Genomic DNA, 20957 nt, shown 5'->3' with positions numbered 1-20957 from the left:
CTTTTTTAAATTCAGTGTTAAAATGTAAATGTTTAATTCAATGTTTATAAGTATGTTTTGCCCGCTGTTAAGCATTTTTCAATACTTAATTCAACAGCTTATATGTTAGGCTTGAACTTGGTCTTCACTTTAATCAAATTAGTTCAACGAGGATTTTCATGTTTCTTTTGCTTATTCGCAGCAAAGCGTTGTGTTTCATCCGCCGTCTTATGATTTTAGGCGCTGCCATCTTTGGATTACTTAATCAGGCTTATGCACATCCCCTCGAACAAACTGAAGGTCTAAAACGTTTTTCGCGCCAACAAACTCTCAGTGCACCAACCAACCCTAAGCAAACTTTACAATCTTCTTTGGATATCAAAGAGGTAAAACTTGGTCAAAATATATTAGACAAAGCTATTGCATTGATCGAAAACGGCGGCGAGATCCATACAATAACAGGTGGTACCCGCAGCGAAAAAATCACTGTTAGTTTTTTTCAGCCTTATCAAGAGTCGCGCCTTGAGCAACGTTTAGAGCTGTATTTCAATAAACACTCGGGCTTTATCCATCAACTCAATTTGCGTTATAAAATCAGTAGTGCTTACCTCAGCATTGAGCCAGTTAGAACCCAAGTGTTAGAAGCCGCTATCGCCAAATACGGCAAACCACTTAGTATGCAGGACGTACGCACTTTGAGTAAACAAACGAAAGGTGAAGTAAAACTGGCAAAATTTGCTGATGCACTACAAGATAATTCACCAGCCGCAGTCACCTTTTTCAAAAAAATGAGTTTTGCGCGAAATGCGCAAATTTCTCAAGATAATCAAAACTTAGCCTTGTTTCCAGCAGGTTTTGATCAGTGTTATGTGTGGCCGCAAGATAATTTTAACGAGTTACTGACTTTTTGCGCATTTGCCCCCAACGCTGCCAATGCAGCAAGTCGCGGACTGGAGTTTAGTTTGCTTAACTTTAGCATTGCAGAAACCATCATCGAACAAGAGCACCTAAACAAAGCCTCTACTCCGCTGTCTTTGTAGCTTTGTGTTCATCAAGATTAAGTAATGTAGCGCCATAAGTTTAGTGCTGCGTTAAGTCCCTAAAGCCTACCCATTTCAAATTAAAATCCACGTACTAAAATTTTAAGGTTTACAAACAAGCCAACACATGCGAAATTACACATATGTGAAATTTCAGATGTGAATTATGGATCCCTGCAAATTCTATAAATGTCTAGCCGACGATACCCGCTTAAAGTCGCTGTTATTAATTAACACCGTCAACGAGGCCTGTGTATGCGACTTAATGGCGGCACTTGAGCTTGACCAACCCAAAATATCTCGCCACTTAGCAGAGCTACGTAAGTGTGGGATCTTGCTGGATGAACGCCGTGGCAAATGGGTGTATTACAAACTTCATCCTAGCCTGCCCACTTGGGCAAAAAATGTCATTGAACAAACGGCAAACCACAACTCCGATTACCACAAAGACGCACTCACTAAATTGAATGTCTGTTTAAGCACCACCGAAACCTGTTGTTGAGCAAGGAAAGAACATGAAAATACTCTATATCTGTACCCATAATCGTTGTCGCAGCATATTGTCTGAAGCCATCACCACTCACCTTTCTGAGGGTCTTATCGAAGCCAAAAGTGCGGGTAGTCAGCCAGTTGGTGAAGTACATCCGTTATCGATTAAATACTTAAGCGAAGCGGGCATTTCTGTTGAAGGTTTACAAAGTCAGTCGTGGGATGAATTTGAAGATTTTGCTCCTGATGTGGTGGTGACGGTTTGTGATTCTGCGGCTGGCGAGTCTTGTCCTGTTTGGTTTGGCAATAGTATAAAAGTCCATTGGAGCTTAAGCGACCCATCTAAAATTGAAGGGACTGAAAGTGAAAAAGCCGCAGGTTTTAGGGCTTGCATGCAGTTGATCAGCGAGCGAGTTGAAGTACTAAAAACTATCGCTGCCCAACAACTCGCAGGCACAGAACTTCGCGCTGCATTGTTAAAAGCTGGAGCCATATAAAATGTTAAGCGATCACACTTTACCCAATATTGAAGCGGCCTCGTTGCAGATCCCCGATAGTCAATCCTTTGCCACCGCAACAAAGCCGGCCTCAGTGCATAAACCCCGTATTCTGTTGTTGTATGGATCTTTACGGGAGCGCTCGTTTTCTCGTTTAGTCATTGAAGAAAGCGCGCGTATTTTGTTGCATTTTGGCGCTGAAGTTAAAATATTTAACCCCACAGGTTTACCGCAAACCGACACCACAGATGCAGATCATCCGAAAGTTAAAGAACTACGGGATTTAATGATTTGGTCTGAAGGTCAAGTATGGTGCTCACCTGAACGTCACGGCTCGATGACCAGCATTTTTAAGAGTCAAATCGACTGGGTGCCCCTAAGTCTGGGCGGTGTACGCCCCACTCAAGGTAAAACCCTCGCAGTCATGCAAGTCAGTGGCGGTTCGCAATCTTTCAACGCAGTGAATCAAATGCGCATATTAGGCCGCTGGATGCGCATGGTGACCATTCCAAACCAATCGTCTGTCGCCAAAGCTTTTATGGAATTTGATGACAATAACCGCATGAAACCCTCGCCCTACTACAACCGTATTGTGGATGTATTAGAAGAACTGATGAAATTCACCTTGTTACTGCGTGACAATAAAGACTACTTTGTTGATCGTTATTCTGAGCGGGTTGAGTCTGCTGAGCAGGTCAGTCAACGGGTTAACCAACGAGCTATTTAGGAAATATTATGGGATTGTTTGAACGTTATTTGTCAGTATGGGTAGGTTTGGCTATTTTAGTGGGTATTGCTGCGGGTAGTTTTTTCCCGGCTCAATTTGCCACCATTGCTACCTTAGAGTTTGCCCATGTTAACTTAGTGATTGCCGTACTAATTTGGTTAATGATTTTTCCAATGATGGTGCAAATCGACTTTTCGTCCATTAAAGATGTGGGTAAAAAACCCAAAGGTTTGGCCTTAACCTTGGTGATAAATTGGTTGATCAAACCCTTTACCATGGCCTTATTGGGTTGGTTATTTTTTAAAGTCTTATTTGCCGATTGGGTCGACCCACAAACTGCAACAGAATATATCGCGGGCATGATTTTATTAGGTGTAGCGCCTTGTACCGCCATGGTATTCATCTGGAGTCAAATGACCAAAGGTGATGCCAACTACACCTTGGTACAAGTGTCGATTAACGACATCATCATGATTTTTGCCTTTGCGCCCATTGCCGGTTTGCTCTTGGGGGTTACCGACATTACCGTGCCTTGGGATACCTTGTTGTTTTCGGTACTCTTGTATGTGGTCGTGCCCTTAGTGCTGGGAACCCTTACTCGTCGGGCTTTAGATTCGGCGGATAACCATACTCGGCTAAATAGTTTTTTGAGCACCATGAAACCTTGGTCAATGATTGGTTTATTAGCCACGGTAGTTTTGTTATTTGGTTTTCAGTCGCAAACCATTATTGCTAAACCCGAAGCCATCTTGTTAATCGCCATCCCATTGCTTATTCAAACTTACGGTATCTTTGCCATCGCTTATTATGCCGCCCTTAAAATGAAACTGCCCCATAATGTGGCCGCACCCGCTTGCATGATAGGCACTTCTAACTTCTTTGAATTGGCGGTAGCCGTAGCGATCTCTTTGTTTGGATTACATTCTGGCGCGGCACTGGCCACCGTCGTTGGTGTGCTAGTTGAGGTTCCCGTGATGTTATCCTTAGTATGGTTTGCTAACCGCACACGTCATTGGTTTACCACCAAGGGCTCACAAATATGATCGTTATTTATCACAATCCAGACTGTGGTACGTCACGTAATGTGCTACAAGTCATCAAAGATGCTGGCTATCAACCTACCGTTATTGAATATCTGCAAGTAGGCTGGACTCAAGCCCAGCTATTAGGTTTATTTGCTGCAGCAGATTTAACCCCGCGTACAGCGTTAAGAACCTCAAAATCACCGGCTCAAGCTTTGGGCTTGCTTGACGAAGGAGTGTCAGATGACACTATTTTACAGGCCATGCTCGAACATCCTGTGCTGGTTAACCGCCCGATCGTGTGCACTGCCAAAGGCGTCAAACTATGTCGCCCAAGCGAGACTGTACTCGCCCTATTGGATAAGTGGCCTGCCGGCCCTTATTACAAAGAAGATGGTGAGATGATGTTAGATGAACAAGGCCATTATTTAGCGTAATCATTTAGTAGCATGCAGCAACTAAACTCTCATGGCCTTGATGAACCAACGTCACCAAGGCTCTTAGCTTAAATTAGTTTAAACAGGCATAAACAAAGCAATAAAGACAAGGTATACTGCGCCGCTCAAATTTTGAAACACCGTAAATTTACTTTTAGGAAAAGGAAATGCCTAACCGGCGAATAAAGTGGTATCGCAACCTACCTGCGTCATTTATTGTGCTGTTTTTTGTCTGTCTCTCCAGTAATATTGCCGCTGCCAATAGATTAAATTCTCACGAACCTCAGGTTAATATTATCAACTCTCCTACGTGGGTTGATATGCAAACCTATACCGTGGCTGATTTTGTCGATTTGCGTAGCCCTGCTCATTACCATCTGGTTGATAAACAGGTGAGCGGGGTAGCCGGTAAACAGGTTTATGCGCGTTTTGTGTATTCATTAACCGATCCGTCAGGCATAGAATCTAACGCCAATATTCATATTCGTTTTAATCCCGCTTACGAAGTTTTAAATATTCACGGCATTAAAGTCTTACGTAACAACAAGGTAGTCAATCAACTCAAACGTAGCGATATTGAAGTGATCAATGCTGAAGATCGTCAAAACAGCAATATTTATTCGGGCGAAGTGGAAGCCGTGGTCTTGCTTAAAGATGTGCGGGTCGGTGACGTGATTGATTACAGTTATACCGTGGTAGGCAGTAATCCGGTGTTTGCCGATAAATTTTCGGCGGGAGCGACTATAGGTTGGGGCGTAACCGTCGACAAAATTAATGTGGCGGTTTTAATGCCCAGTAATCGACCACTACAATACAAACTCTTTCGCAGCGATGCCAAAGTCAAAAAACAAACAAAAGACACAAACACCCTATATCAACTTACTTTACTGGATACCGCTGAAATATTTGAAGAAGATAATATTCCTTCGTGGTACACACCTTATCCCCATGTGCAATTTAGTGAATACCAAAGCTGGCAAGAAGTGGCAAGTTGGGCCAATGAATTGTTTGCTGTTGATAAAACGCCTTCGCCTGAGTTAGTGGAATTTATCAGTAACTTAAAAACCAAACCACTCAACGATGCCATTGATGAAGCGATAAATTTTAGCCAAAACCAAATTCGTTATCTTGGTTTGGAATTAGGTGAAAACTCTCATCGTCCGCATAGTCCAGCCGAAACGTTTGATCACAGGCAGGGTGACTGCAAAGATAAATCTTTGTTTTTAAGTATGTTGTTGAATGAATTGGGGGTTACCGCAAGCCCTGCCTTGGTATCCAGTGTGAATCGTCAACATGTTAATGATTATTTGCCTAGCCATGGCGTGTTTGATCACGCCATTGTTAACATTCAGCTCAATGGTATCAGTTATTGGATTGACCCAACGGTCACCCATCAAGGTTCAAAACTTGTCAGTAAATTTCAAACGGACTTTGGTTCAGCTTTGTTGGTTAATCCCACTAGTACCAAGCTCGTTTCAGCCCAACCTTCGCTTAATAATCACAGCAGTATTGTGGTCACAGAAAACATCATAGCAGCCGATTATAGCTCGGCAGTTGAGTGGCGTATCACCACCAAGATGACAGGCCGTGAAGCAGATAATTTACGCTATCGGCTAAAATCAGAAGGACAGGTAAAGTTAGCCAAGTCTTACCTTAATTATTATGCCAAACGTTATCCCAACATCGAAAGTCTCGATCAATTGAGCATTAACGACAATCGTGGCGACAATCAAATCACCATTGTTGAACGTTATTTAGTGGTGGATTTTTGGCGACTCAATGCACAGCAGCACGCCGAATTTGAGTTACAGGCTGATTTTTCAAGTCAATATGTGCAATTGCCTAAGTCAATTAAACGTGAACAACCCTTAGCCATTTACCCTAACATTAGTGTTGAACATAAAATCACCCTACAACTGCCTGAACATATCGACTTTAGCACCGAAGTAGATAATGCGAGCTATGCCGACCAACACATTAACTTTGATTCACAAATTAGCAATGACAGACGTTTACTGATTTTTTCTAATATCTATCAAGCCAAACAAGATCATGTGGCCGTGGCTGACGTTGCAGCGCACCTAAGCCTACTCAACGATATTGCTAAACGCATGAGTTATCACAACAGCATCACCAATGTCAGTCAAGATCCTGGCATTCAATCAATGCAAAACCTTTTAAAAAATCTAAACCAACGTCGTTTGGCAACAGAACAAAATGCAGGAGAGTAGTATGTCAAAGGCAATGTTGTCCCGTATAAAGTGGACCGTGGTAGCTATGGGTTTGGCAACGCTGTGGGCGTGTTCATCAACTAAAGTAAATAATGCTCAAGCAACTAGCACTAATGTCCCAAATTTAGCTCCTGCCAAGCTATCTCTCTTACAGTTTAACCAACAGCTTGAGCAAGAACTGAATCAAGATCCACTCTCCAGCTTGCAAAGTAAAATTGATGTTTTGAGCATAGCCAGACACTTACGCCTAAAACATCCCGAGCAATACGCCAACCCGCTTAATACCGCAAAAGTAGCGGCCGATGTTAAACAACAGCTTATCTCGGGTATGTTAGATGTATCCCAGACTTTTAGCTGGCATTATTTACGCTCTGAAACCTTCAAGGACAATAGCCTCGCAGCTTATTACCGCATCGATAGTGATGGTGGTTATAGCTACGTTACCTTATGGTTGGAGCCAGACAGTTACCAAATATATGATTTTCATTCGGTATCTTATGCTTTTTCGGCGCTGGATTTTGTCGGTAAGTTCAGCCAATTATTTACCCAATACACAAACTCACAGTCGCAACTCAATAATTTAGTTAAAGCTTTGCAAATGAATGAACTTGATGAAGCTGTCAGAATATATAACAACCTCGATCCGCTCGTTAAAAATGATGCGGCCTTACATGACTTTTTATTACGTAAATACAGTCAGTTACCGGCAGAAAATGCAAAAAAATTACAAACAATTGTTTTAGCCAACCTAGAACAACCAGGGAAAAGCTCCTTGTTGTTTGAAGCACATTATATTCAATTAGATAACTTTGCTGCCGCCATAAAAATGGTCGAAGGTTTACCTTTATTTGCCTTGCAAGACAGCAAAATGCAAAGTGAACTAGCAATATTACATGCCTACAATCGGCAGTTTGAGTCGGCCGTAAGTTACGGACGTCAGGCAATATTGGCTGAGCCAAATCAACGCGAAGTGTATTTTGTGCTCTTGCAAGTATCGTTTTTAGCTAAAGACTATGGCCTGAGCCTTGCTTTGATGGATGTATTAGTTGCGAAGTTTAATTATGTGATGAGTCCTCAGGTCATATCGGAATTTGAAGATGGGCTTAGTTTTATTGAATCAGGCGAATATCAGAGCTGGCTTACTCAACGCATGAACAGTTAAGACCAACTCTATTAAATAAGGCACTAAGTTCTGCCTGATGTGTGCAACACTTAGTTATAGACACTTTGGTTGTAAACTATAAACAAAAGGTGGCTGCCTACAGCGCCAATTCAGGCCATAATCACCGCCGATTTTGCAAAGAAGATAGGATAGTTTGATGACAATAACTCGTATAGGCCATAAATATAGCGATGTGCAAAGTGGCAAAACCTTAGATGTTTGGTTTGCCCGCAGCAATCAAAAAGTTTCACGTAGCTGCTTAGCGCAAAAAGTTGGCTTAATTCAAAGCGAGTTTGTCGAACTAAGTATTGAAATTGACCAAGCTCCACAATCCACCGAAGACGCTTATTTACGTTTACACCTCCTATCTGAAGGTGCGGTTAAACCAAACACCATCAATTTAGACGGTTTGTTTGGTTTGCTTAATAACGTCGCATGGACATCTGCAGGCCCGGTATTACCGGCTAAAGTTGAAGAATTAAAAGCCCTACTTGCCGATGAATACCATCATCTAACCGTCAGTTCTATCGATAAATTCCCACGTATGACTGACTATGTTATTCCAGAAGGTGTGCGTATTGGTGATGCCGACCGCGTGCGCTTAGGCGCTCATCTGGCCTCTGGCACCACTATAATGCACGAAGGTTTTGTAAACTTTAATGCTGGCACTTTGGGTAACTCTATGGTGGAAGGCCGTATCTCACAAGGTGTTATTGTGGGTGATGGTTCAGACATTGGTGGTGGTGCCTCGATTATGGGTACGCTATCTGGTGGAGGTAAAACCATTAACTCTATCGGTAAAGGCAGCATGTTAGGTGCTAACGCCGGTATTGGTATTTCACTAGGTGATGATTGCATAGTTGAAGCGGGTTTATACATTACGGCTGGCACCAAAGTACTCACCCCAGATGGTGACGTAGTAGCGGCACGTAAATTATCCGGTTTATCAGGTTTATTGTTCCGTCGTAACAGTCAAACCGGTGCGGTAGAAGCCATAGTGACCGATGCAGGTAAATGGGGCGGCCTCAACGCCAGTTTACATAGCAACGACTGACAACAATCTATTCGATTAAACGTTTACAAGCCAGTCACCTCGACTGGCTTGTTAGTTTGTATCGCCAGTAAAAACGATACCCAGTTTAATATTCATTTATGAAAGTTACGCCCGATAAACCTTGCCTGACTTAAGTTATTTTCCTACTGTCTGGCGTTTCATTTTGCGGATCTCTTGCATGTATTTCACACGAATCATTAGCCTGAGTACTTTTGTTATTATCAGCCTACTATCGCAAGCTAAGGCCAGTGCCTTAATATTCAATTTTGGCACGCAGCATAACCAAACTAATGCAGAACAGGTCGATAACACCACACATATAAACAGTGCCATTAGCTATTCCGAGCAACAGAGTTACGGCTTTGATTTTGACAGTGGCAGCCATGTGGATTTTGCAGAGCAAGGTTTTATAGCAAACAAACCTGTGTATTTTTCAATGTCATTGCCAGAAGGTAATTATCGTCTTGAGGTAGTGATAGGTAGCCCAAAACAGGATTCTGTCAGTACCATTAAGGTCGAATCCAGACGAGTGCTGTTAAATCAGTTAGCACTAAACAAGGGAGAAAACAGCAAAGAGCGTTTTTTAGTTAACTTGCGTAATCCACAAATCGACGACCAACAAGCCATAGCCATCAAACCCAGAGAAGCAACTTACCTGAACTGGGATAACAAACTCACTTTAGAATTTGCAGCCCTTAGCGCCATCCAACAAATTAAGCTCAGTAAAGTAAACAACGTCACGACAATTTTTTTAGCCGGTGATTCAACGGTAACCGACCAAGAACAAGCACCTTGGGCATCCTGGGGCCAAATGCTCACGCAATATCTAGATGACAGTGTGGTCGTGGCAAATTATGCCGAATCGGGTGAATCGCTGACCTCTTTTAAACAAAGTAAACGTCTGGCTAAAATACTCTCGCTGATGCAAAGCGATGATTATATCTTTATCGAATTTGCCCATAATGATGAAAAACTCAAGGGCGAAGGCATTGGTCCTTGGACAAGCTACAGCGATTTACTCAGAGAATATGTAGTAGCCAGCCGCGCCAAAGGTGGCATACCTGTATTAGTCACACCTACACAAAGACGCTTGTTTAATGCCGATGGCACACTTAAGCACACTCACGGAGATTTTCCGGATGCCATGCGAGCCGTGGCTACCGAGCTCAAAGTGCCACTTATCGATGTAACTAAGATGAGTACAGCAATGTATCAAGCTTGGGGTGACGAGTTATCCCGCAAAGCCTTTGTACAATACCGCGCCAATACCTTTCCTAATCAAACGAGCAAGCTCAACGACAATACCCACTTTAATACCTTTGGTGCCAACGAAATTGCCTTATGCATTTTACAGGGCATAGTTGATAGGGGTTTAAAGCTGCAAAAATCCATCAAAACCGACGTGTTACCTTATAACCCAGCTAAACCGAATGACTATCAAAACTGGACTTTGCCCATGAGTGAGCGTTTTGCTAAGGTTAAGCCTGATGGAAGTTGAAGGCACAAAAAACACTGCGGAAAAAATTCAAGGGTGAGCAAAAATGTTGTTGCTGTATGATGAGGCCACACTGTCAGATATTTTTAGATATATAAATGCAAACATCAATTAGTCATTTTGCTCACGAATTAGCCGAGCTATTAGTACCATTTGAATCCACTCTACAGCAACTTAAGCTACAAAAACTAAAACTCATTATCCACGTCGGCACACCTAAAACCGGCACCACAAGTTTACAAACCTACCTCAATAAAAAACAACGTAAACTCAGAGGTTTAGGCATTCTTTACCCGCACAATCTGGAAAAATCTGACAACCCAGCGGCGCCCACACACCAATGGTTTGAGAAGAACTTGATCACAAGCCATGTGAGTAACTTCTTAGAAAACTTCAAAAATATCATCTCGCAGGTTAAACCCGATACTCACACCATTATTCTGTCATCAGAGGGGATTTATAATTACTGGTGGGATTTTCCTGACGCTTCCAAAGCCCTGTTAGCGGAGTTAAATAAACTCTTCGATATGCAAGTCTGGGTCTGGTTTCGGGAGCCCCTCGCCTTTATTGAAAGCTATTACAAACAATGTATTCGTAACCCGCAAGTGGCCAGTAATCCCTGTTATGGCAAAGACTTATCCTTTGCCCAGATGTTAGACATCCCTTGGTTTGCGCAACATTTAAACTATCAAAGTTTTGTCACTGACTGCCAAAGTCTGTTTGGCAAAAACAACGTTTGTGTATTTAACTACCAAGCTGATGTAGTTCAAGAAGTGGTGCAATTACTGGGGCTAGCAACGCCCCACGACAATCCCACACCCAGACAAAATAACAGTTTAAACAGTGCCTCGATAAAATTATTAAGAACCATAAATCATTACAATCTTAAAGCCAAAGACAAAGAACGGTTGATACCCCATATCAAAGCCATCAATGGAATTGTGGATAATTACGTAGATGATAGTTTGATCGATGCAGAGTCTAGAAAAAAGGTCTTGGCACTGTCTAGGCCGATAAAATCCTAAAACTGAAAATAGCTACTATTTACTGTTTTTTAACTGTTTGCCAAGCCGCTTCCATCTCCTCCAGAGTGGCCGCTTCGATACCCTGTCCTTGTTGCTTTAAGATAGTTTCAACTGCGCGAAAGCGCTTTTCGAATTTTTGGTTGGCTTTGATTAGGGCGGTTTCGGCATCAACTTTTGCGTGCCTAGCCAAATTAACCACCGCAAAAAGCAAGTCACCAATTTCTTCTTCAATGGCTTGTTGATTGGGTTGTGGCGCATTTACCTCGTCGAGTACTTCTTGGATTTCTTCGTGAATTTTATCCACTACCGGCGGTAAAGTTGACCAGTCAAAACCTATTGCAGAACATTTCTTTTGTATTTTTTGCGCCCGTTGTAAGGGTGCCATGCCCTTGGGGATATTGGCGAGGATACTGGCATCGGTATCTTGCTGTTTGCCCGCCCGCTCTTGGGCTTTGATGTGTTCCCATTGTTGATTCAGTTCGGTCGTAGTCAACTGAGTAGATTGCGCAAATACATGGGGATGGCGTCTAATCAATTTGCTGTTTAACTGCTCACAAATACCGGCAAAATCAAACTCATTTTGTTCTTTAGCTAACTGGGCATAAAACACCACCTGAAATAACAAGTCGCCCAACTCATCTTTGATCGCTGCCATATCACCAGAGACAATAGCGTCAGCCACTTCATAGGCTTCTTCGATGGTATGGGGTACTATGCTGACAAAGGTTTGCTGTTTGTCCCACGCACAACCTTTAAGTGGGTCACGTAATACTTGCATGGTTTTGAGCAAATCAGCTAAGGATTCAGCATTAAGTTTGGCTGCTTTGTCAGCTTTATCCACCATCTTAGTTATCTGCTCGTAAGACGTCAGACACACCTTTGATTTGTTGAATTTTAGTCATGGTTTTAGCCAAACTGTTTAAGTCCTTAACCTCTAAACTCAGTTTGATTTTAGCCGTATGTTTACTAGTATCACTTAAGCTATTAACTCCTAACAAACCGACTTTTTCGTTAGCCAACACCGTAGTGACATCACGTAAAATACCATCGCGATCAGCACAATAGATTTCAATATCGGTTTTAAAGGCCGCTTTAACATTACTCGCCCAATTAACATCAATTTGCCGCTCAGGATGAGAGTCGAGTAAATGGTTAAGCTGCTCACAGTCTTCACGATGCACACTCACACCACGGCCTTGGGTGATATATCCTAAGATTGGCTCGCCGGGTAAAGGCTGGCAGCAGCCGGCAATCTGGGTCAGCAAGTTACCTACACCTTCCACCACGATAGTGTCTTTTTTGTGTTTATCACTCTGTGGTTTTTTTGCTTTGATCCTAGGATCAATAACCGGCGCAGGTTCAAGTCTTTGCGACAGAAAGTTAACAACCTGCATTAATCGGATATCACCCGCGCCGACTGCCGCATACAAATCATCCAGATTATGCATATTAAAACGCGCAACAGCTTCGATAGCGTCTTTGCCAGCGACATTTACCTTAAAGAGTTCTCGCTCAAGTAATTCTTTACCGGCGATTAAATTTTTATCTTTATCCTGCTTTTTAAAATAACTATGGATTTTTGCGCGAGCGCGAGACGAATGCACATAACCCAAACCTGGGTGCATCCAGTCACGGCTAGGATTAGGCTGTTTACCGGTTAGAATTTCAATCTGATCACCGGTTTGCAGTTGATAGGTAAAAGGTACGATGCGTCCGCTGATTTTTGCACCTAAACAGCGGTGCCCCACATTACTGTGAATATAATAGGCAAAATCCAGCGGTGTTGAACCTAAGGGCAAATCAACTACATCACCTTTGGGGGTAAAAACATAAACCCTGTCATCAAATACTTGGCTGCGTAATTCTTCGACCAAATCACCTGATTCGGCCACTTCTTCTTGCCATTGCAAGATTTTACGTAACCAATTAATACGTTCTTCATAGGCTGAGCGACTCACCGCTGCGCCTTCTTTATAACGCCAATGCGCTGCCACACCAAGCTCAGCATCGTCATGCATTTTATGGGTGCGAATTTGGATCTCGATGGTTTTACCCTGTTTACCCAAGGTAACCGTATGAATAGACTGATAACCATTGGGTTTAGGCGTGGCAATATAATCATCAAACTCATTGGGAACATGTTTCCAATTGCCATGCACCACACCTAAGGCTGCATAACAATCCTGCACACGCTCAGCGATAATACGCACCGCTCTAATGTCATAAAGCTGGTCAAAAGACAGATGTTTTTTCTGCATTTTTTTCCAGATACTAAAAATATGTTTCGGCCGGCCATACACTTTGGCTTTGATGTTTTGTTCGTCCAGTACACTTTGTAATTCGCTAACGAAGTCATCAATGTATTGCTCACGATCGGCACGGCGTTCGTCGAGTAAACCAGCGATTTGTTTGTAGGTCTCGGGGTGCAAATAACGAAACGAAAGATCTTCAAGCTCCCACTTTAACTGGCCTATGCCCAAGCGATTAGCCAGTGGCGCATAAATACTGGCACATTCACGGGCGACAAGTACGCGGGTTTCTTCGTCTGATTTTTTAACTTGCTGCAAAGCACAGATACGCTCAGCCAACTTGATAACTACGGCTCTAACGTCTTCCACCATGGCGAGTAACATACGACGGACATTATCGATTTGGGTTTCATCGTTTTTCTTGGCACTATTAGCTCGAGTATGTAGGGATTTAATCGCGTCCATCCGCCTAACACCGACGATCAGTTTTTGAATACCTTCCCCAAACTGCTCGGCGATTTGCTCTTCACTCAGTTCGTGCATCTGACAATAAGGATACACCAGTGAAGCTTGCAGGGTTTCATCGTCCATGTGCAATTCGTGCAGTATTTCCACCATTTCCTGACCTATCAGCAGGATCTCAGGAGTAGCGGATACTTCACGTAGTTTTTGCTTTGACGTATCAGTCAAATGTAAACTCGCTAACCACTCTTCAAAAGAAGGTCGTTGCGGTTGATGCACTGTGCGGATTGAAACCATTCAACTCTGCCCTATTGCGGTTATTTATTGCTAACTTAGCGGAGCCCATCGCTAACCTTTTAAATAGCGTTCCCCACTATTACGTTATATCGCGATATTATTCGCTTTCCATTTAATATTCAGAATACGAGCCAAGTTTTTGCTCACAAAAACACCAATAAATAGCATTTTAACTAACCAACCGCTCCATTAAAGAGCAGTGCAGTCCTAGTGCTCTTCCAACAGCACTACTAAGGTGCAAACAACACAGCTAAACACTTTCTAACAACACTGTGGCAACGGCATAATGTTGCTCGTCTGAGATAGAAATAAAACTTTTGTTTACCTCATGCTGCTCACACAGTTCTGCAAACCTACCATAAAATTGTAAGCTTGGTTGCCCACTGGCTAAGTTAACAACCTCGACATGCTGAAAACTCACCCCATTACCAATACCAATACCTAAGGCTTTAACCGCTGCTTCTTTGGCGGCAAAACGTTTTGCCAAAAACCGTTCAGGAAATTTATGTTGTGCAAAGGTCACCAATTCGTTGTCGGTTAATACACGCTCAGCCAAACGTTGTGATTTTTTAAGCTGCACTGCAATGCGTTCAATCTCAACAATATCGGTACCCAAGCCAACGATAGCCATATTAAAGCGACTGACTCCGCGCTTCTTGCATTAACAAACGCATATCGGCAACGGCTTTGTGTAAACCATCAAAAGCGGCCCGTGCAATAATCGCATGGCCAATGTTCAGTTCGTATAACTGAGGGATGGCCGCTATGGGTTTAACATTATGATAATTTAAACCATGTCCGGCATTCACTTTAAGTCCTAAGGAGTGAGCGTATTCAATTCCAGCTTTAAGTTTGTTTAATTCCAGTATTTGTTGCTCACCATGAGCCTCAGCATATTGACCAGTATGAATTTCGATAAAAGGTGCACCACAAGCAACGGCGGCATCAATTTGGTTTTTGTCTGCGTCAATAAATAATGAGACCAAAATACCTGCCGCGGCCAAACGAGCACAGGCGGATTGAATGCTGACCTTATTTGCCACCACATTTAAACCACCTTCAGTGGTCAACTCTTGACGTTTTTCAGGAACTAAACAGCAATAGGTCGGGCGAGTTTGTACTGCAATCAACAGCATTTCTTCGGTCACGGCCATTTCCAAATTCATTCTGGTTTGAATGGTTTGTTTGAGTATGTTCACATCACGATCGGTAATATGCCGGCGATCTTCACGCAGATGCACGGTAATGCCATCGGCACCGGCACGTTCGGCGACTTCTGCAGCATGCACCGGATCTGGATAACTAGTACCCCGCGCGTTTCTTAAGGTGGCAATGTGATCAATATTCACGCCTAAAAAAATATCATTCATGTGCCATTCTCCAACTGTGATGGGGCATTGTGTGACCAACTATGTTTAAATAATTCACGACTTTTTAAGGGTTTGGTACCCAATAACTGGGCCAAACAAAGCCTCGCGATTTGTTTAGCACAATGTAAACTGGCCGCAGTCCATTCTAATTGTGCAACTAATAATAACGTTTCACCTTTAAAACAAAAGCGACTTTGCGAAGGTACTTTTTGGCGTAACCAACCATGTTCATAAACAAAGCCATAATAGGCCTCTGGCTCAATGTTTTGGCTAAACTCAGCATCCTGAGAAAAGTCGATACCATAGCCTAAATCAGCTAATAACGACAGTTCAAACTGGCGTAATACCGGCTCTATTGGCTCCTCGTTTGCCAATGCCCCTAAGGTCGATTGATATAGGGTGAATAATTCAGGCTGAGCAATGTCATGGGCCAACAAACGATTAACTATTTCGTTGATATACATTGCAGAAAACAAATAGTTACCTTGCAAATTAAGGCTCGGTGCCAGTGCTTCGACTTGTTGTAAATTTTTTAACTCGTGTTTACCGACTACAGTAAGTTGCAAGGCTTGAAAGGGTTGCAGCAGACTTTTTTTATCATTTTTAGCTCCACGTATGCCCTTACCAACGGCACTGAATTTGCCCCATTCCAGACTGAAAATATCAAGCAAGAAACTGGTTTCGCGATAGGGCCTGCGATGCAGGATAAAACCAGTCAGAGGGGTACTAGACACGTTATTCTTACCTGTTATACAAACAACCAAATCAGCTTATTTTAATGCGTACCACTTTCATGGCTTCAAACTGCATGCCTGCGACTTCTTCGATGATAGGGTAATAAGTCAGATTAACTTTGGCCCCGGTAAGATTTTTGTAGACTTTACGACGACGAAATTTAAACGGCACATCATAGCCTTTGATCATTAGCGTATTTACAAACCAATCATCTTCATTACGTTGCACATGAGATACAACACTGAGATCATCAGAATGCGTCAGCTTTTCATGTTTGATCAATAATTTTTCTACGTCGGTCTTTTTTGCCATTGTTAAACTTAGCTTATCTAAAAAAAACAATAATATACCCAAACACAGCAAATATGCAGTTTTGTGGGCAACTATTTAAAAAAGAGGCGGTAAATACACCATATAATGGGAATTACACGGTGGCGGCACAGAAATCATCCCCCACGAGCCATGACGGCATTTTTATAGGAAAGAAGGCCGAGCTTACATTAATCCTGTGTAGGTCGGACTTCAGTCCGTCAGCATCCAGCCAACAAACGTGCAGTTACAAGGATGAAGGGTAATTTTAGGCTGGAAGAATCGCTTCAACCATCAATTGCAAGCTACGGCGGCCACGAAACTCGTTGATATCTAACTTAAACGCCAGCCTCACCTGTTTGCAACTCATGTTTGGCCATACTTGAGGGTCGATATTAAAAGCGATGGCATCAATAAGTAATTTACCTTGATAACGCAGCATCATTTTTAAATGTTTACCACCCAGTAACTTTTGCTCAATTAATTCAAATTCATCGTCAAATATGGGCTCGACAAATCCTTGCCCCCAGGGGCCAGCCTCTTTGAGTAACTGAGCAAACTCAATGCTGTAGTGCTCCATGCGTAAACTCCCATCGGATAATATTTCGCCAGCCATGGGTTTATCGTGCAACAAGTACTGAGCTACTTGGTGAAAAACTGCTTCGAACTGCTTGAGTTTAGCCAGTTCAATGGTTAAACCAGCAGCCATGGCGTGACCACCAAACTTGATGATTAAACCAGGATGTTGCAGGTTAATGGTTTCGAGCAGATCACGGATATGCACCCCAGGAATGGAGCGCGCCGAGCCTTTTAATAACTCATCGTCTTGATGGGCAAAGGCGATGGTGGGGCGAAAATATTTATCTTTAATTCGTCCGGCCAGTATGCCAATAACACCCTGATGGTAATCGGCTTGATATAATACCAAGGCAAAGGGCATATTTTGGGCTTCGATATTAAGAGTATCTAGCGCTTTAACCGCCTCTTGTTGCATGGAGCTTTCAATTTCACGACGCTCACGATTTAAACTATCTAATTGCACTGCAATCTGCCGCGCGGTCGTTGGACTGTCGGTGATGAGGCATTCAATCCCCAGTGACATGTCATCTAAACGCCCTGCAGCATTGAGCCTAGGCCCCACGACAAAACCAAGATCTGAGGCAACTAATTTACTTTTATCACGCCCTGCCACTTCCATGATGGCCTGAATACCTGGTCTGCATTGCTCACTGCGTATTCGTTGCAAACCTTGGTGGACTAAAATGCGATTATTGCTGTCCAGTGGCACCACATCCGCCACGGTTCCCAATGCCACAATGTCGAGTAACTCGGCTAAGTTAGGCATGGCAATATTTTGTGTTGCAAACCAATCACGATTTTTTAACTCTGCCCGCAGCGCCAACATCAAATAAAACGCCACACCAACACCGGCCAAGTTTTTAGATAAAAACTCACAGCCTGGCTGATTTGGATTAACAATGGCATCAGCCACAGGTAACGAAGCCGCCGCCAAGTGGTGATCGGTAATAACCACGGTAATGCCTAGTTCTTTGGCTTTTGCCACGCCAGCAAAACACGCAATGCCACTGTCCACAGTCATAATTAAATCGGCGTGTTGACTCGCGGCAACCTCAACAATTTCGGGGCTTAAGCCATAGCCAAAATCAAAACGATTAGGTACCAAATAGCTATGATTCACACTGCCTAACATGCGTAACGACAGTAAACTCAAGGCCGTACTGGTTGCCCCGTCAGCATCAAAGTCACCCACTATAATAATTTTTTGCTGGGCTTTAATCGCATCGGCCAATAAAGTCACAGCCGCCTGAATGCCACTCAACTGCTTATAGTGCAATAGAGACTGGGTACTGCGCTCAAGCTCTGCACCATTTTGCACGCCACGATCAGCATAAATTTGTTTGATCTTAGGATGCAAACTGGCTGGCAAATGAGCGCTGTTAGTGGGTGTTCTGCGGGTAATTGTCAGGCTGGGCATAGTTTCTTTATTTATGGCTATAAAACAACTCAGCCTGTAACAATACAGGCTGAGTATAAACAGGCTTTTAGTATTAGATGTCTTTTAAGGCTTGTTCTAATGCACTAGGCGGTTGATAGCCGGGAATAAGTGTGCCGTCTGGTAATATGATATTAGGTGTACCATTTACCCCTACTTTTTGACCAAAAGCGTATTGTTCTGCTACTTTTGAATCGCAGGCTTTGGCATTAACTTTTTCATCGCTTTTAGCGTTATTCATCGCTTGTTGTTTATTATCTGAACACCAAACCGCCATCATATTTTGCGCGGTTGCACTGCGTAAACCTTCTCGTGGATAGGCTAAATATCTTACGGTAATGCCAAGAGCATTATATTTATCCATTTCGTTATGCAACTTACGACAATAACCACAATTAATATCGGTAAACACCGTTACTGCGTATTTTTCGTTCTTGGCTTTGAACTCAATAACTGAATCTTTGAACTCAGCAATGCCTGCCAAACGTATGTGGCTTAAAGCAATTTCAGTCTCATTACGCATTCCTTCATCGAGATTATACACTCGAGCTTGTAATAAAAACTTACCGTCGTCACTGCTGTAAAATAAACCTTTATTGGTTTCGAGCTGCAATAAACCAGCAACCGGAGAGTCGGCGATTGACGTAATTTGCATACCCAGAGTGCTCTGCACCTTTGCTTTAACAAGATCTAGATTGTCGTTTTGGGTTGATGCACCAGCCGTAGTGCTGATAACAAGAGCTAAACAAAACGCCTTATGCTTAATCCAATTTTTCATTTCTTTCCTAATAGATAACAGTAATCGGACAATATGACCGCGTTACTTAAATAAAATTTCAACGGGCTAGGCGGTTGAGTGTAATGGATTGTAGCCCTGAAACCAAACCATAAAGGCTGCAAAGATGTAACATTAAATAGCTGGCATCAAGCCTTAGCGTCTGTACCACATTGCCAACACACTTCAAAATTGGCATCGTTTTGCTCTTGGCATTGTGCACAGTACCAATCTTTGTTTTGTTGAGGTTGCAACTCAAACTCGCTGATAACTTGCTGAGTTTTAGGCCACCATTCGTCATCACTTATCCATACTTCAGGTAAAGAGTCAAAAGGTGATAACTCACCCACTCCACCGATAGCAAACTCATTTTTGATGAAACATGGAATACCATGTGACTCAAGCAAACCTTTGATTTGCCAGACCATAAAACGATCATGATGACTGTAAATTTTTTTCAATTATTACCTTATTAATCCATATCGATAGAAACATTCGACAAGGAGCCAAGTTTATTGCCATCGTCCCCCGCCAATTTAATCATCAGACGTAAATCATTAGGTGAATCAGCATGATGGATCGCATGTTCTAAGGTGATTTTTCCGGACTTATACAAGTCATACAAGGCCATATCAAAGCTCTGCATACCCATTTCTTTGCCCTTGCGCATGGCTTCTTTAAGGCCACCAATTTCATTGCGCTGGATTAAATCAGTCACTAAAGGTGAATTAAGCAAAATTTCAATCGCCGCCACTCGTCCCTTACCGTCTGGTGTAGGTACCAACTGCTGAGCCACTATTGCTCGCATGTTTAAACTTAAATCAAAACGCAGTTTTTCATGTTGATCGTGGGGCGCTAAATGCATGATCCGCTCTATGGCTTGGTTAGCATTGTTTGCGTGCAAGGTGGCCACACACAGATGTCCCGTATCCGCAAAGGACATAGCATATTCCATGGTTTCCATAGAACGAATTTCACCAATCAAAATGACGTCAGGGGCCTGACGTAAAGAGCTTTTAAGGGCATCGTCGAAGGACTTAGTATCTATTCCCACTTCGCGCTGAGTGACGACACATTGGCCATGTTCGTGCACAAATTCGATGGGATCTTCAATGGTCAATATATGCCCACGTGAATTGTGATTCCTATGCCCCATCAAGGCCGCTAACGAAGTTGATTTACCTGTACCGGTCGCGCCCACAAATAACAACAAACCACGTTTAGACATAATAATGTCTTTAAGCACTTCGGGCAGTCCCAACTCTTCCACCTTGGGAATTTGCGTAACGATGCGCCGAACCACCATACCCGCCATATCACGTTGCCAAAACGCACTGCAACGAAAACGCCCTATACCATCGCGGGCAATGGCAAAGTTACATTCTTTAGTATCAGCAAACTCCTGAATTTGTTTATCTGTCATGGCATCGTGCACTAAGGCGAGTGCCGACTCTTCATCCAATAAACTGCTACCGATGGGTGTCATTTGGCCATTAATTTTGGCACTGACCGGAAAACCCACAGTAATAAATAAATCTGAGGCCCCTGCGTCTTGCATGGCTTCGAGATAAGGTGTTAATTCCATAGT

At 42.9% G+C, this 20957-nt stretch carries 21 protein-coding genes; 11 read left to right on the top strand and 10 right to left on the bottom strand.

Features of this window, described 5'->3' with window-relative positions; genetic code table 11:
• Nucleotides 1-158 precede the first annotated feature (158 nt).
• From AX660_RS19430 to AX660_RS19380, 11 genes are all read left to right on the top strand, one after another.
• On the top strand, nucleotides 159-1019 hold the full coding sequence (locus AX660_RS19430) for a hypothetical protein (protein ID WP_082769023.1): 861 nt from the start codon (nucleotides 159-161) through the stop codon (nucleotides 1017-1019).
• A gap of 166 nt (nucleotides 1020-1185) precedes the next feature.
• A complete protein-coding gene (locus tag AX660_RS19425; protein ID WP_068380806.1) occupies nucleotides 1186-1521 on the top strand; it encodes a metalloregulator ArsR/SmtB family transcription factor in 336 nt (111 codons plus the stop codon).
• A 13-nt stretch (nucleotides 1522-1534) separates the two neighbouring features.
• Nucleotides 1535-2005 carry an arsenate reductase ArsC gene (locus AX660_RS19420; protein WP_068380803.1) on the top strand — a complete coding sequence of 157 codons (471 nt, stop codon included), beginning with the start codon at nucleotides 1535-1537 and terminating at the stop codon, nucleotides 2003-2005.
• A 1-nt stretch (nucleotide 2006) separates the two neighbouring features.
• Nucleotides 2007-2732 (top strand): arsenical resistance protein ArsH, encoded by a 726-nt coding sequence (gene arsH, locus AX660_RS19415; protein ID WP_068380800.1) that lies wholly within the window; start codon nucleotides 2007-2009, stop codon nucleotides 2730-2732.
• An 8-nt stretch (nucleotides 2733-2740) separates the two neighbouring features.
• A complete protein-coding gene (arsB, locus tag AX660_RS19410; protein ID WP_068380798.1) occupies nucleotides 2741-3775 on the top strand; it encodes an ACR3 family arsenite efflux transporter in 1035 nt (344 codons plus the stop codon).
• Nucleotides 3772-4191, top strand: a complete 420-nt coding sequence (gene arsC, locus AX660_RS19405) for an arsenate reductase (glutaredoxin) (RefSeq protein ID WP_068380795.1) — start codon at nucleotides 3772-3774, stop codon at nucleotides 4189-4191. The genes arsB and arsC overlap by 4 nt, the downstream gene beginning before the upstream one ends.
• A 167-nt stretch (nucleotides 4192-4358) precedes the next feature.
• Entirely contained in the window at nucleotides 4359-6422 is a 2064-nt protein-coding gene (locus tag AX660_RS19400) for a DUF3857 domain-containing transglutaminase family protein (protein ID WP_068380792.1), read from the top strand.
• A 1-nt stretch (nucleotide 6423) separates the two neighbouring features.
• Nucleotides 6424-7584, top strand: a complete 1161-nt coding sequence (locus AX660_RS19395; protein WP_068380790.1) for a tetratricopeptide repeat protein — start codon at nucleotides 6424-6426, stop codon at nucleotides 7582-7584.
• 157 nt (nucleotides 7585-7741) lie between these two features.
• A complete protein-coding gene (locus AX660_RS19390; protein ID WP_068380788.1) occupies nucleotides 7742-8638 on the top strand; it encodes a tetrahydrodipicolinate N-succinyltransferase N-terminal domain-containing protein in 897 nt (298 codons plus the stop codon).
• A 178-nt stretch (nucleotides 8639-8816) separates the two neighbouring features.
• Nucleotides 8817-10136 carry a rhamnogalacturonan acetylesterase gene (locus tag AX660_RS19385; RefSeq protein ID WP_068380786.1) on the top strand — a complete coding sequence of 440 codons (1320 nt, stop codon included), beginning with the start codon at nucleotides 8817-8819 and terminating at the stop codon, nucleotides 10134-10136.
• 95 nt (nucleotides 10137-10231) lie between these two features.
• Nucleotides 10232-11158 (top strand): hypothetical protein, encoded by a 927-nt coding sequence (locus AX660_RS19380; RefSeq protein ID WP_068380784.1) that lies wholly within the window; start codon nucleotides 10232-10234, stop codon nucleotides 11156-11158.
• A 19-nt stretch (nucleotides 11159-11177) separates the two neighbouring features.
• Here AX660_RS19380 and mazG read toward each other — a convergent pair whose 3' ends face one another.
• The 10 genes from mazG to AX660_RS19325 all read right to left on the bottom strand — a co-directional run bounded on the left by mazG (nucleotide 11178) and on the right by AX660_RS19325 (nucleotide 20954).
• The gene (gene mazG / locus AX660_RS19375) at nucleotides 11178-12002 is read right to left on the bottom strand and encodes a nucleoside triphosphate pyrophosphohydrolase (protein ID WP_068380781.1); all 825 of its coding nucleotides are present in this window, start codon (nucleotides 12000-12002) and stop codon (nucleotides 11178-11180) included.
• 1 nt (nucleotide 12003) lies between these two features.
• Nucleotides 12004-14166 (bottom strand): GTP diphosphokinase, encoded by a 2163-nt coding sequence (gene relA / locus AX660_RS19370; protein ID WP_068380778.1) that lies wholly within the window; start codon nucleotides 14164-14166, stop codon nucleotides 12004-12006.
• Nucleotides 14167-14416: 250 nt separating this feature from the next.
• On the bottom strand, nucleotides 14417-14797 hold the full coding sequence (acpS, locus tag AX660_RS19365; RefSeq protein ID WP_068380775.1) for a holo-ACP synthase: 381 nt from the start codon (nucleotides 14795-14797) through the stop codon (nucleotides 14417-14419).
• A 1-nt stretch (nucleotide 14798) separates the two neighbouring features.
• Complete coding sequence (gene pdxJ, locus AX660_RS19360; protein ID WP_068380772.1) at nucleotides 14799-15536, bottom strand: pyridoxine 5'-phosphate synthase; 738 nt, start codon at nucleotides 15534-15536, stop codon at nucleotides 14799-14801.
• Nucleotides 15533-16270 (bottom strand): DNA repair protein RecO, encoded by a 738-nt coding sequence (gene recO / locus AX660_RS19355; protein ID WP_068380769.1) that lies wholly within the window; start codon nucleotides 16268-16270, stop codon nucleotides 15533-15535. Before recO ends, pdxJ begins: the two co-directional genes overlap by 4 nt.
• Before the next feature lie 31 nt (nucleotides 16271-16301).
• Nucleotides 16302-16583, bottom strand: coding sequence for a hypothetical protein (locus AX660_RS19350; RefSeq protein ID WP_068380765.1), 282 nt, complete (start codon nucleotides 16581-16583; stop codon nucleotides 16302-16304).
• Between the two features lie 265 nt (nucleotides 16584-16848).
• Entirely contained in the window at nucleotides 16849-18567 is a 1719-nt protein-coding gene (gene recJ, locus AX660_RS19340; protein WP_068381197.1) for a single-stranded-DNA-specific exonuclease RecJ, read from the bottom strand.
• Between the two features lie 82 nt (nucleotides 18568-18649).
• Nucleotides 18650-19372 carry a bifunctional protein-disulfide isomerase/oxidoreductase DsbC gene (dsbC, locus tag AX660_RS19335; RefSeq protein ID WP_201027480.1) on the bottom strand — a complete coding sequence of 241 codons (723 nt, stop codon included), beginning with the start codon at nucleotides 19370-19372 and terminating at the stop codon, nucleotides 18650-18652.
• Between the two features lie 146 nt (nucleotides 19373-19518).
• The gene (locus tag AX660_RS19330) at nucleotides 19519-19830 is read right to left on the bottom strand and encodes a putative signal transducing protein (RefSeq protein WP_068380759.1); all 312 of its coding nucleotides are present in this window, start codon (nucleotides 19828-19830) and stop codon (nucleotides 19519-19521) included.
• Nucleotides 19831-19841: 11 nt separating this feature from the next.
• Nucleotides 19842-20954 (bottom strand): PilT/PilU family type 4a pilus ATPase, encoded by a 1113-nt coding sequence (locus AX660_RS19325; protein WP_068380756.1) that lies wholly within the window; start codon nucleotides 20952-20954, stop codon nucleotides 19842-19844.
• Nucleotides 20955-20957: the final 3 nt, after the last annotated feature.

The sequence above is a fragment of the Paraglaciecola hydrolytica genome (assembly GCF_001565895.1).
Classification (GTDB): domain Bacteria; phylum Pseudomonadota; class Gammaproteobacteria; order Enterobacterales; family Alteromonadaceae; genus Paraglaciecola; species Paraglaciecola hydrolytica.
Note: the sequence above shows the minus strand (reverse complement) of the source record. Positions and strands in the feature narration are given on the sequence as shown.